Genomic DNA, 11,614 nt, shown 5'->3' with positions numbered 1-11,614 from the left:
ACTCCCCTACTTATCCCTCCATTCCCATATCCCCGCATGAACCTGATCTATGCCGCGCTCGCCTTCCTGATGGCGCTAGTCCTTGCCCTTGTCGGCGTGACCCGCGTCGGCTCATGGGTGATCGAGCACCGCAGTCCGCCGGCCGGCGAATTCGCCGACATCGACGGCGCCCTCATCCACTATGTCCACATTCCCGCCCCAGCCGATGCGGATCTGCCTCCGATCGTCTTCATCCATGGCGCCAGCGCCAATCTCAGGGATCAGATGCTGCCGTTGAGGCCACTGCTCGAAGGCCGTGCCGAAATGCTGTTCTTCGACCGGCCGGGCTTTGGCTGGTCGGGACGCGGCCCAGGCAACAATGAGGACCCATCGGCGCAAGCCGCAACCATTGCCGCACTGATGGACCGTCTCGGCATCAGGAAGGCAATCATTGTCGGCCATTCCTTCGGCGGCGTGGTGACGGCGGCTTTCGGCCGCGAGCATGCGGACAAGACGCTCGGCCTCGTCTTCCTGGCACCGGCAACCCATCCCTGGCCGGGCGGCGCGACGTCCTGGTACTACGACCTGACCGTCATTCCGGTGATCGGCCGGCTGTTCTCCGAGACCCTGAGCTATCCTGCGGGAACGTTGCGGATGGCTGATACCACGACCTGCGTCTTCTCGCCCAACAAGGTGCCGGACAGTTATCTCGCGTCAGCCGCGATCCCGCTGGTGCTGCGGCCATCGGCCTTCCGCGCCAATGCCACCGACGTTGCCGGGCTCTATCGCTATGCGCTTGGCGCCGCGCCGCGTTACAAAGAAATCACGGCGCCGGCCGTGGTCATCTCCGGCGATCGCGACAAGGTCGTCTACGCGCATATCCATTCCGTTGGCCTGGTGCGCGACATCTCAGGTGCCGAGCTCGTCTGGGTGCATAATCTCGGTCACAAGCCGGACTGGATCGCCCCCGACCTCGTCATCGGCGCCGTCGAGAGGGTCGCCGGCAGGGACATCGATCTGGAGGCGATTGCCAGGAAGGTGGAGACACGGGTTGCCGGCGACGCCTATGGCGTGGGCAAATGCGCCGACATCAAGGAACCTGGAGCGGAGCTCGCGCCGACCTGATGCATGCCATCCGAAAATGGTCATCGCAAGATGCCATCAGGACCTGAGCGGCATGTACTGGGCCCCGATCAGTATCCGTACGACCCTATCCCTCGCGCAGGCCGGTTTCTCCAGCGGAAGCCGCGGCAAGAGCGCTCAGGATCGCGACCAGGCTGGCGGCCGATTACCGGCCGGTTTCCGATCCGACATAGGCGATGCGCAGCATGTTGGTCGATCCCGGGGTCCGCAGCGGCACGCCTGCGGTGATGATCACCCGGTCGCCCGGCTTGCCAAAGTCTTCTTCCAGCGCAATGCGGCAGGCGCGGTTGACCATGTCGTCGAGATCAGTGGCGTCCGGCGACACGACGCAATGCGTGCCCCACAAAAGCGACAGCCGCCGCGCCGTGTTGAGGATCGGCGACAGCGCGATGATCGGTACTTGCGGGCGCTCGCGCGCGGCGCGCAGGCCGGTGGTGCCTGATGCCGTGTAGGTGACGATCGCCGACAGTTTCAGCGTTTCGGCGATTTCGCGGGCGGCCAGCGAAATGGCGTCGGCGCCGGTCGCTTCCGGCTCCGAACGCTGTGCGTTGATGATGCCGGCATAAGTCGGATCTGTTTCGACTTTGGTGGCGATGCGGTTCATCATGGCAACCGCCTCGACCGGATAAGCGCCCGCCGCCGATTCCGCCGACAGCATGACGGCGTCGGCGCCTTCGAAGACGGCGATCGAAACGTCGGAGACCTCGGCGCGGGTCGGCACAGGGGCGGTGATCATCGATTCCAGCATCTGCGTGGCGACCACCACAGGCTTGCCGGCGCGGCGCGCGGCGCGCGTGATCTGCTTCTGGATGCCTGGCACGGCTTCCAGCGGCATCTCGACGCCGAGATCGCCGCGGGCGACCATCAGAGCGTCAGACAATTCGATGATCTCGGCCAGGCGGGTGACGGCCTGCGGCTTTTCGATCTTGGCCATGATAAGCGCGCGGCCGCGCGCGATCTTGCGCGCTTCGGCCAAGTCTTCCGGCCGCTGCACGAAGGACAGCGCGACCCAGTCGACGCCCGTGGCGAGCACCGCGTCGAGGTCCTTGCGGTCCTTCTCGGTCAGCGCGCCGACCGGCAGGTCGGTGTCGGGCAGGCTGACGCCCTTCTTGTCGGAAATGGCAGTGCCGGCAATGACGGTGCAGACGATCGACTTGCCGTCGCTCTTCACCGCCTTCAGCTCGAGCTTGCCGTCGTCGATCAGGAGGCGATGGCCAGCCTCGACCGAACTCAGGATTTCAGGATGCGGCAGGTAGACCCTGGTCGAGGTGCCGGGCTCGGGATTGTCGTCAAGCGTGAACGTCTGGCCCAACGTCAGCACTTCCTTGCCGTTGGCGAACTTGCCGACGCGCAGCTTCGGACCTTGCAGGTCGGCCAGGATGCCGATCGGCCGGCCGACTTTTTCCTCGACGGCGCGGATGCGTGCGACCAGCGTGCGCATCAGCTCATGATCGGTATGGCTCATATTGATGCGGAAGACATCCGCACCAGCTTCAAACAGCTTCTGCAGCATCTCCTCGGACGAGGAGGCCGGACCGATTGTGGCTAGGATCTTGACCTTGCGGCTACGTCTCATTGACTATTCGTTCCCGGGGCGGCTGGGGCGCCTCCCGTTGCGGGCTCATCGGTGAGCTGGACCATCCAGCTTGCCTGTTCGCCCGTGTCATATTCCTGGAATCCGGCGCGCTGGAAGCCTCGGGCGACGCAGTCGCTTACGCCGGCGATCTTGAACTCTTTTTCAGCCACGCACATGTTGATCGGGCCGTCCCAGCGTCCACCGCGCTCCGCGTCTTCTGCATAAAGATAATAAAACCTTGATGACAGCGGCCCTTCGATCAACGTCTTGCAGCTCGATCCTTCGATATGCCACCAGCCCTCGGTGATCCAGCCGGCTTTGGCACGATAGCCGATGCCGACGCCGACCAGGTTCTGTGTGGCGTTACAGACGCGGAAATCGGCGCGCGCCGGCGAGGCCATGACCATTGCCGACACGCCGACGGTCAGGATCAGGAGCGGCATGGCGAAGCCGGAGCGCATGCGCTGCCTGCCGGCGGAACCCATTCCAAAACCCCTCAAGAACCACATCAGCATCTCTCTGCGCCCCTTTTCGGAAAAGTCCGGGCGCATGTCAACGCACCGTTTCAACCAATCCAATCGATTTAGGAAGGCTTCCGGCGCACCATCCGTCGCCCCTTGCCAGATTTCAGCGGAAACCTTGGCCAAACAACGGCATTGCGCACGCGTCGTCTTCGTGGAATGACGATAGCACCCTCCCCGGAAGCCAGCGAACAGCCCATTTCCCGCCAATGACCCGATCCACAGTTTTCGCGCCATTCGATATCGTCGAGGGCGACCGCAAGCGGGGCATCGTGCTCCTGACCGATCATGCGCGCCGCGACCTGCCGGAGGAGTATGGCAGCCTGGGGCTGCCGTCGGTCGAATTCGACCGCCATATCGCTTACGACATCGGCGTCGAAGCCGTGACGCGCGAACTGGCGGCCCTGCTGGATGCGCCTGCGGTGCTCGCCAATTTCTCACGGCTGCTGATCGATCCCAACCGCGGCGAGGATGATCCAACCCTCATTCGCCAGCTCTACGACGGCACCATGATTCCGGGAAATTATCCCCTGGCGCCGGAGGAACGCGAAAGTCGGCTTGATCGCTTCTACCGTCCCTATCACGATGCGATCGGCGCCATGATTGCATCGGTCGCGCAAGCCGCCGGCAAGGCGCCCTTCATCTTCTCGGTGCACTCCTTCACGCCTGCCATGCAAGGCAAGCAGCGGCCCTGGCACGTCGGCATCCTCTGGGACAAGGACGACCGGGTGGCGCGGCTGCTGATCGACATGCTGGCTGAAGACAAAAACCTCGTCGTCGGCAACAACGAACCGTATGACGGCGCTCTGCACGGCGACACCATGTTCAAGCACGCCATCGTCAATGGCTATGCCCACGCGCTGATCGAAATCCGCCAGGACCTGATAGCGGACCAGAAGGGCGCCATCGCCTGGGCCGAACGGCTGGCGCCGATCGTTGACGCCATCGACCGCCGTCCCGATATACATGCGGTAAAGATGTTCGGCTCGCGTACCGGGCCGCTATGACGGAGGTTTCGATGACCGAACTCAGCGACGAAAAGAAGCGCGACTTCGAAGCCGCTGCCTTTCGCCGGCTGGTCGAGCATTTGCGCGAACGCGGCGACGTGCAGAATATCGACCTGATGAACCTCGCAGGTTTCTGTCGCAACTGCCTGTCGAACTGGTATCGCGAGGCGGCCAATGCCGAGGGTGTCGATCTCTCGAAGGACCAGTCGCGCGAGATCGTCTACGGCATGCCCTATGCGCAGTGGCAGGCGCTCAACCAGACAGAGGCTTCGGACGCCACGAAGGCGGAATTCGAAGCCAAGGATCACTGAGTCCGTTTGGCCCAAATGCTTTCCCGAAAGAGCGCTTGACTGAAAATTGAATCGATCTAATTTGCCGGGCAAAGCCATTTTCTGACCGGATTCGCCTCATGAACGCGCCGAACGCCTTGCAGACTGCCATTCGCGGCCGATGGGCAGTCGCGGCTATTTTCCTCGCCAATGGCTTCCTGACCGGCAGCTGGGCGCCACAGATTCCGGTATTCCTGACGCGGCTGGACATCTCGAAATTCACGCTCGGCCTGCTGATCCTTTTGTTCGGGGCCGGCGCGGTCACCGCCATGACATGGTGCGGCCACCTGATCTCCAAACATGGCTCGCGCACCGTGCTGCGCTGGTTCGGTCTTTGCGGCAGCCTCGGCCTGCTGGTCGTGGCGCTGGCGCCCGACGTGCCGCTGGCGGCCGTCGCCATGTTCATCTTCGGCAGCTCGATCGGCGGCATGGATGTAGCCATGAATGCCAATGCGGTGGTGGTGGAACGGCGGCTGGGGCGCGCCATCATGTCCTCGTCGCACGGCTTCTGGAGCCTCGGCGGTTTCGCCGGCGGCGCCCTTGGCGGCTTTGCCATCCAGAATTATGGCCACCTCGCCCATGCTTCGGTGGTGACCGCGCTTGCCTTCGCGGCAATCGCGGCGGCGGTCCCCCATATCGTGGCCGAAAACAGGCCGCAGGCGGCCGAGCATCATAAATTCGCTCTGCCGGCAAATCCATTGGTCTACCTGATCGGCCTGATGGCCCTGCTGACGATGATTTCCGAGGGCGCGGTGCTCGATTGGGCGGCGCTCTATCTGCGGCAGGAACTCGGCGCCGACCTCGCCATCGCCGGCCTTGCCTATGCGGCCTTCTCCGGCGTCATGGCGATCATGCGCTTTTTCGGTGATGGCGTCCGCAACCGCTTCGGCGCGGTGATGACACTGCGCGGCTCAGCCATCGTCGCGGCCGCCGGCATGCTGATCGCCGGCCTGTCGCCCTCGCCCTGGCTCGCCATATCAGCCTTTGCGCTGTGCGGCTTCGGCATCGCCAACATGGTGCCGATCATCTTTTCGGCCGGCGGCAACCAGGAAGGCATGTCGTCGGGCACTGGCATGAGCGTCGTCACCACCATGGGTTATTCCGGCATTCTGGTGGCGCCGTCGGCGATCGGCTTCGTCGCCGAGCATTCCAGCTTCGGCCCGATCTTCATCGCCATGGCGGTTCTGCTGATCGTCGTCTTGCTGATGGCTGGATTGGCTCACCGCGCCGAATTCGCTCCTGACGCGGCACCTGCCGAATAGCGCTTCAACTCCTCATGGAGAAAGTCAGCCACACGGCGGATGCGCACGCTGCCGCGCACGTCGCGATGCATGGCCAGCCATATCGGGAGAGCAGGCAATGGCAGTCCGGGCAACACCTTTTCCACCAGCGGATCGCGGTCTGCCAGCGGCTCCTGGCCAAGACCAATGCCGTTTCCTGCCCGCACCGCTTCCCAGAGCACGGTCTGATTGTCGGCCCTGAAGCGGAAACTGCTACGGGTGACCGGGATACCATACTGGGAAAAGGCTCGGATCATCTCGTCGCTGCGATCGAAGCCGATCAAAGCGTGATGGACGAGATCGGCCGGCCCCATGGGACGGCCGCGCCCATCGAGATAGGAGATGGCCGCGCAGGCGCAGAGCGAGATATCGCAGACCTTGCGCGCCACCAGTTCGTTCTGCGCCGGCTTGACCATGCGGATGGCAACGTCGGCATCCCGGCGCAACAAGTTCTCGACCTGGTTCGACGCAACGATCTCGACCTCGATGCCGGGTTCCTCGATGCCGAGCCGCGCCATCATGTCGGGCAGCACATAGGCGGCCACCACTTCACTGGCAGCAATCCGCACCGTGCCTTCGATCGCCTCGACCGAGCCCAGCGCGAGCCGTGAGAAGGCACTAGCCTGTTCGCTCACCACCTTGCCGCGTTCGAATAGCGTGGCTCCCGCTTCCGTCAGCGCGTAGCCGTTTCGCCCGCGCCGGAAAAGCGTGACGCCGAGCGCCTGTTCCAACTCCCCGATGTGACGACCAAGCGTCGGCTGGCTTGCCGACAGCTTTCGCGCCGCGGCCGACAGGCTGCCGGTTTCCGCCACGGTGACAAAGCTCTTGATCAGGTTCCAGTCGATGTCTTCCATTCAATAATGAATATCAAAACTGCATTCCTAGTCAATTTCAATTCATCAATGAAGCAATCATATTCACCCTGCAAACACCGATACGGACTGCAACAACCAATCAGGAGTAATCCAATGACCAAGATCGCACTCACAACCGCCGCCCTCCTCATCGCCGCCAACACGGCTTTTGCGGCAGCGACAAGTTTGGCTCGGACAATGCCACCCAAACGACCGTCGTCACCACCGACAATGTGACCACCACGTCGATCAGCGAATCGGAGCCGACCAATCAGAAGCCTGTCGTGCCGGGTAGCAACCGCGACCTCTTCGGCAGCCGCTGAACGGCGGTCCTCGGAAGATCCAGAAAGCGGCGGGCTTGTCCCGTCGCTTCACGGCAACCCCGCATTCAGAACAACCCCCCGCACTTCAAAAACGAACCTCGCACTTCAAAACGAACAAGGAGACGAAGAATGACCAAGATCGCAATTCTCGGCGCCAATGGCCGGCTCGGTCGCGTGGTTGCCAAGGCCTTCATCGACGCCGGTTTCGACGTCCGCGCCGTCACTCGTACCGGGATGGTGCCGGCCGAACTTGAGGGCGTCACGGCGGTTGCCGGCGATGCGCTGGACCGTCAATCGCTGATCGAGGCCACCGAGGGCGTCGAAATCATCTTCAACGGCCTCAACCCGATCTACACCGACTGGGGCAAGTGCCTGCCGATGGCCGAAAATGTCATGGCCGCCTGCCATGCCAACGGCGCGCTGCACCTCTTCCCCGGCACCGTCTACAATTACGGCTCGCCAATGCCGGCGGTGATTACGGAAGACACCCCCTTCCATCCGACCACGGAAAAAGGCCGCATTCGCTGCGCCATGGAGGATTTGTTCCGCCGTGAGGCCGCGGCCGGCCGCGTGCGCACGATTCTTCTGCGCGCCGGCGATTTCTTCGGTGGCACCGGCAGCGGCTCCTGGTTCGACCAGATCGTCGCCGCCAAGATCAACAAGGGCATCTACACCGCGCCTGGTCCGTCCGATCTCGTGCATGAATGGGCCTATCTCCCGGACTTCGCAGTCGGCTTCGTCGCGCTGGCCCGCAATCTCGACAAGCTCGGCTTCTATGAGACGCTGAACTTTCCGGGACACGCCGTCACCGACCTTCAGATCAAGGCGGCCGCCGAGAAGGCCGTCGGCCATCAGCTCAAGATGACTTCCATGCCCTGGTGGGTGCTGCGCGCCGGCAGCCCGTTTGTGGCGATGTGGCGCGAGATCGTCTCGATGTCATACCTGCGCTTCGAGCCCCACCGGCTGGCCTCGACGCGGCTGGAAGGGATCATCGGCGAAATCCCGCATACGCCGCTCGATCAGGCGGTGAACAAAGCCTTGCAGGATATCGGCATCGCCGTCGCGCCCGCACGGCGCCAGGCCGCCTGATCGCGAGCTTGCTTGCAGGACTCGGCGTTGAATCGTTGCCGGTCAGATCCTTCCCAGCACAAGCAGGATCAGCACCACGACCAGGATGACGCCGACAATGCCCGATGGTCCGTAACCCCAGGAGCGCGAATGCGGCCATGCCGGCACCGCGCCGATCAGGATCAGGATCAGGATGATAACGAGAAGTGTGCTGATCGTCATTTTGAGCCCTCGCCGTCTGGTTGCATTCGAGGGAACAATGCAAAAGGCCGCCCGGTTGTTCCCGGACGGCCTTTGTTGCTTGGCTTGCGAAACGCTCTATTCCGCGGCCTTCGGGAAGCTGACTGCCGGCTCGGCGCCGACATCCGCCAAAGGCCCTTGGGACGAGATCTCGCCCTTGCCGCGCCGGAACAGGCGGCCGAACCAGCCGCGCCGCGCACCGGGCTTGACCTTGGCGCGCGTGAACACCATCAGCATCGACGGCGTCACCACCAGCGTCAGGATGGTGGCGAAGGACAGGCCGAAGACGATCGCCGAGGACAGCGAAATCCACCATTGCGTCGACGGCGCGTTGATCGTCGTCTCGTGATGGAAGATTTCGAGCCCAAGCCCGAAGGCGATCGGCAGCACGCCGAGAATGGCTGATACCGCCGTCAGCACGACCGGGCGGGCACGCTCGCGGCAGGTCTGCAGCACCGCGTCCATCTTGTCCCAGCCCTCTTCACGCAGCCGGTCGTAGGTGTCGATCAGCACGATGTTGTTGTTGACCACCACGCCGGCCAGCGCGATGACGCCGATGCCCGACATGACAATGCCGAACGTCTCGCCCGTGATCAGCAGTCCGAGGAACACGCCGATCGTCGCCATGACCACGCAGGACAGCACCAGCCAGACGCTGGTGAACTTGTTGAACTGCGCCAGCAGCACCAAGAAGATCAGGAAGATAGCGGCACCGAAGGCTTTGCTGAGGAAGGCGCTGGCCTCTGCGCTGTCCTCGTTCGAGCCGGCAAGCTTCCAGCGTATGCCGCTGCCGAGATTCATGTCGGTGACCGCCTGGGTGACCTCCTGCTGCACGGCGGCGACCTGGGCGCCGGCGGCGACGTTGGCCTGCACCACCACGGTGCGGGCGCCGTCGATGCGGTTGAGGATGCCGACGCTCGGCTTCGCCTTGCGCACCACGAAGTTCGAGATCGGCACCGATCCTTGCGAGGTCTGCACCCTGAGCTCGTCGAGCGTCGACAGCGTGCGCCGGTCCTCCGGCAAGCGCAGCCGGATGTCGACCGCCTTGTCAGCACCGGCAGGCCGGTATTCCGAAAGCTTCAGGCCGTTGGTGACGAGCTGCACCACCGTCCCGACCGAGGTCGGGCTGATGCCATGCTGGGCAGCCTTGGCTCGGTCGACCTCGAGTGCCCAGTCGACGCCGGGCGGCGGCAAGCCATCGGAAATGTCGATGACGCCGGGCACCTTGGCGATGCGTGCCGCGACTTCGCGCGCCTTCTCGTCCAATCCCTTGGGGTCGATGGCCGAAAGCCTGATCTGGATCGGCTTGCCGGTCGGGGGGCCGGCTTCCGGCACGCGCACCTCGACATCGACGCCGGGAATGCCGGCCATGACGCCACGCAGGTCGTTCAGGATATCGTTGGCCGATTTACGCTCGCGCCAATCGATGAATTCGTACTGGATGACGCCGACGACGTCTTCTGGAACATCCTGGCCGCCGCCCTCGGACTTGCCGACGCGGGTATAGACCGACTTCACGCCCGGCCAGCCGAGCAGCCGGTTTTCGGCGATCTTGGTCGCGGTATCCATTTCGGCCAGCGAAAGGTTGCCGCGGGCATGCACATAGAGCAGACCGTAGTCGGGTTCGACGCTCGGGAAGAACTCGACGCCGGCTCCGTACTTCGAATAACCAACGAAGATGCCAGCCAGCAAGACGACGGTCAGCATCATCACGGTGATGGGGAAGCGTACTGCCTGCTTGACGACAGCCATATACCAGCCATCGCGATTGCCATCGTCGTGATGCTGCGGCGCCTTGGCGAAGATCGCCCCCAGCGTCGGCGCGAAGACCAGCGCATAGAGCATCGAGGCCGACAGCGTGACGATCAGCGTGATCGGCATGTACTTCATGAAATCGCCGATGATCCCCGGCCAGAACAGCAGCGGCGAAAAGGCGGCGATTCGCGTCATCGTTGCCGCGATGACCGGACCGGCCATGCGCTTGGCGGCAAGCGCGAAGGCTTCCTGCTTCGGCATGCCCTCGCTCATCCGTCGCTCGGCGAACTCGGTGACGATGATGGCATCGTCGACCAGCATGCCGACGGCCAGGATCAGGCTGAACAGCACGATCATGTTGATCGTGTAGCCCATCATGGCCAGCAGCAGGATGCCGATCAGGAATGATGACGGAATGGCCAGCCCGATGAGCAGCGAGGCGCGCCCGGACAGTGCGTAGAGGATGACGATGAACACCAGGATGACGGCGATCATCACGTGGTTCTGCAGATCGCCGAGCAACTGGTTGACGAAGACCGACTTGTCCTGCGTGTAGGTGACGTGCATCCCTTCGGGCATGGTCTTGACGAAGGTGTCGGACACCTCCCTGACCTTGGTGAGCGTGTCGATCAGATTGGCGCCGATGCGCTTCTTGACCTCGATGGCGATGGCCGGCTTGCCGTTGAGGCGCGTGATCGTCGCGGCATCGGCGAAGGTCGAGCGGATCGTCGCGATGTCCTTGGCCTGAACCACGGCATTGGGACCGGCAACCACGGGAAGTGCCGCCACATCCTCGGGCTTCTCGATCAGCGACGGCACCTTGACTGCGTATTTACCCTGGGAGCCCTCGATGTTGCCGGCGGCGACCAGGCTGTTGGACGCACCGACTGCGCCGATCAGCTGATCGAGCTGCAAGCCATAGGAAGACAGTTTCATCGGATCGATGACGACTTCGACCAGATCGTCGCGGGAGCCCTGCAGGGAACCTTCCAGAACGCCGGGCACTTCCTCGATGCGGTCACGCAGTTCGCGCGCCGCGGCCGCCAGCACGCGTTCGGGCAATTCGCCCGACAGCGTGACGACGAGCACCGGAAATTCGGAAATGTTGACCTCGGTGACGACGGGCTCCTCGGCCGCCTGCGGCAGGTCGGCCTTGCCGTCCTGAACCTTGGAGCGCGTATCCTGCAGTGCCGTCGCCAGGTTCGTCTGCGGCTGGAACTCGACCAGCACATAGCCGCCGCCCTGGAAAGCGGCCGAGCGCATCTCCTTGAGGCCCTTCAGGCTCTTCAGCTTGCTTTCCATCGGCCGCAGCAGAAGGCGCTCGGAATCTTCAGGCGAAATGCCTTGATAGATGAGGCTGACATACATCATCGGAATCGGAACGTCGGGTTCCGCTTCCTTCGGTGTCGACTGGTAGGCGACCCAGCCTGCAATCAGCAGGAAGACCAGGACCGAGATGGTCAGGCGGGCATTGTTGATTGCGAGTCTGACGATATCCATGACTTATGCCTGCTGTTGCTTTCGGGAGTGGCGAACGGA

General features: G+C 63.3%; 11 protein-coding genes. 6 read left to right on the top strand and 5 right to left on the bottom strand.

Annotated features, from left to right (window positions below; all coding sequences use genetic code 11):
• Nucleotides 1-36 precede the first annotated feature (36 nt).
• Nucleotides 37-1,104 carry an alpha/beta hydrolase gene (locus FJ434_RS25720; protein WP_140752061.1) on the top strand — a complete coding sequence of 356 codons (1,068 nt, stop codon included), beginning with the start codon at nucleotides 37-39 and terminating at the stop codon, nucleotides 1,102-1,104.
• Between the two features lie 163 nt (nucleotides 1,105-1,267).
• Here FJ434_RS25720 and pyk read toward each other — a convergent pair whose 3' ends face one another.
• Both pyk and FJ434_RS25710 read right to left on the bottom strand, forming a co-directional pair.
• Nucleotides 1,268-2,698, bottom strand: coding sequence for a pyruvate kinase (gene pyk, locus FJ434_RS25715; protein ID WP_140712999.1), 1,431 nt, complete (start codon nucleotides 2,696-2,698; stop codon nucleotides 1,268-1,270).
• On the bottom strand, nucleotides 2,695-3,141 hold the full coding sequence (locus FJ434_RS25710; RefSeq protein ID WP_245262044.1) for a DUF1036 domain-containing protein: 447 nt from the start codon (nucleotides 3,139-3,141) through the stop codon (nucleotides 2,695-2,697). Before FJ434_RS25710 ends, pyk begins: the two co-directional genes overlap by 4 nt.
• 287 nt (nucleotides 3,142-3,428) lie before the next feature.
• Between FJ434_RS25710 and FJ434_RS25705 the strand changes: the two genes are divergently transcribed.
• The 3 genes from FJ434_RS25705 (at nucleotide 3,429) to FJ434_RS25695 (ending at nucleotide 5,817) form a co-directional block, all read left to right on the top strand.
• Nucleotides 3,429-4,226 carry an N-formylglutamate amidohydrolase gene (locus FJ434_RS25705; protein ID WP_140752059.1) on the top strand — a complete coding sequence of 266 codons (798 nt, stop codon included), beginning with the start codon at nucleotides 3,429-3,431 and terminating at the stop codon, nucleotides 4,224-4,226.
• An 11-nt stretch (nucleotides 4,227-4,237) separates the two neighbouring features.
• Nucleotides 4,238-4,537, top strand: a complete 300-nt coding sequence (locus tag FJ434_RS25700; RefSeq protein WP_140752057.1) for a DUF1244 domain-containing protein — start codon at nucleotides 4,238-4,240, stop codon at nucleotides 4,535-4,537.
• Between the two features lie 98 nt (nucleotides 4,538-4,635).
• On the top strand, nucleotides 4,636-5,817 hold the full coding sequence (locus FJ434_RS25695) for an MFS transporter (protein ID WP_140752055.1): 1,182 nt from the start codon (nucleotides 4,636-4,638) through the stop codon (nucleotides 5,815-5,817).
• Here the strand turns inward: FJ434_RS25695 and FJ434_RS25690 are convergent.
• Nucleotides 5,775-6,689 (bottom strand): LysR family transcriptional regulator, encoded by a 915-nt coding sequence (locus FJ434_RS25690; protein WP_140752053.1) that lies wholly within the window; start codon nucleotides 6,687-6,689, stop codon nucleotides 5,775-5,777. The two genes, FJ434_RS25695 and FJ434_RS25690, sit on opposite strands and share 43 nt — an antisense overlap.
• A 233-nt stretch (nucleotides 6,690-6,922) precedes the next feature.
• Between FJ434_RS25690 and FJ434_RS30385 the strand changes: the two genes are divergently transcribed.
• On the top strand, nucleotides 6,923-7,012 hold the full coding sequence (locus FJ434_RS30385) for a DUF680 domain-containing protein (RefSeq protein ID WP_246678396.1): 90 nt from the start codon (nucleotides 6,923-6,925) through the stop codon (nucleotides 7,010-7,012).
• Between the two features lie 129 nt (nucleotides 7,013-7,141).
• A complete protein-coding gene (locus tag FJ434_RS25680) occupies nucleotides 7,142-8,101 on the top strand; it encodes an SDR family oxidoreductase (protein WP_140752051.1) in 960 nt (319 codons plus the stop codon).
• A 42-nt stretch (nucleotides 8,102-8,143) separates the two neighbouring features.
• Here the strand turns inward: FJ434_RS25680 and FJ434_RS25675 are convergent, their stop codons facing one another.
• Nucleotides 8,144-8,302 (bottom strand): DUF3309 family protein, encoded by a 159-nt coding sequence (locus tag FJ434_RS25675; RefSeq protein ID WP_015315312.1) that lies wholly within the window; start codon nucleotides 8,300-8,302, stop codon nucleotides 8,144-8,146.
• A gap of 96 nt (nucleotides 8,303-8,398) precedes the next feature.
• Nucleotides 8,399-11,575, bottom strand: coding sequence for an efflux RND transporter permease subunit (locus FJ434_RS25670; RefSeq protein WP_140752049.1), 3,177 nt, complete (start codon nucleotides 11,573-11,575; stop codon nucleotides 8,399-8,401).
• Nucleotides 11,576-11,614: the final 39 nt, after the last annotated feature.

Source organism: Mesorhizobium sp. B2-5-13 (genome assembly GCF_006440535.1).
In the GTDB taxonomy this organism is placed as follows: domain Bacteria; phylum Pseudomonadota; class Alphaproteobacteria; order Rhizobiales; family Rhizobiaceae; genus Mesorhizobium; species Mesorhizobium salmacidum.
This window is presented reverse-complemented; position numbering and strand designations above follow the sequence as displayed.

Coding starts and splice junctions, on each gene's coding strand:
- FJ434_RS25680 (WP_140752051.1), top strand. CDS start 7,142: ATGACCAAGATCGCAATTCTCGGCGCCAATGGCCGGCTCGGTCGCGTG.
- FJ434_RS25670 (WP_140752049.1), bottom strand. CDS start 11,575: ATGGATATCGTCAGACTCGCAATCAACAATGCCCGCCTGACCATCTCG.
- FJ434_RS25700 (WP_140752057.1), top strand. CDS start 4,238: ATGACCGAACTCAGCGACGAAAAGAAGCGCGACTTCGAAGCCGCTGCC.
- FJ434_RS25720 (WP_140752061.1), top strand. CDS start 37: ATGAACCTGATCTATGCCGCGCTCGCCTTCCTGATGGCGCTAGTCCTT.
- FJ434_RS25690 (WP_140752053.1), bottom strand. CDS start 6,689: ATGGAAGACATCGACTGGAACCTGATCAAGAGCTTTGTCACCGTGGCG.
- FJ434_RS25695 (WP_140752055.1), top strand. CDS start 4,636: ATGAACGCGCCGAACGCCTTGCAGACTGCCATTCGCGGCCGATGGGCA.
- FJ434_RS25675 (WP_015315312.1), bottom strand. CDS start 8,302: ATGACGATCAGCACACTTCTCGTTATCATCCTGATCCTGATCCTGATC.
- FJ434_RS25705 (WP_140752059.1), top strand. CDS start 3,429: ATGACCCGATCCACAGTTTTCGCGCCATTCGATATCGTCGAGGGCGAC.
- pyk (WP_140712999.1), bottom strand. CDS start 2,698: ATGAGACGTAGCCGCAAGGTCAAGATCCTAGCCACAATCGGTCCGGCC.
- FJ434_RS25710 (WP_245262044.1), bottom strand. CDS start 3,141: ATGCCGCTCCTGATCCTGACCGTCGGCGTGTCGGCAATGGTCATGGCC.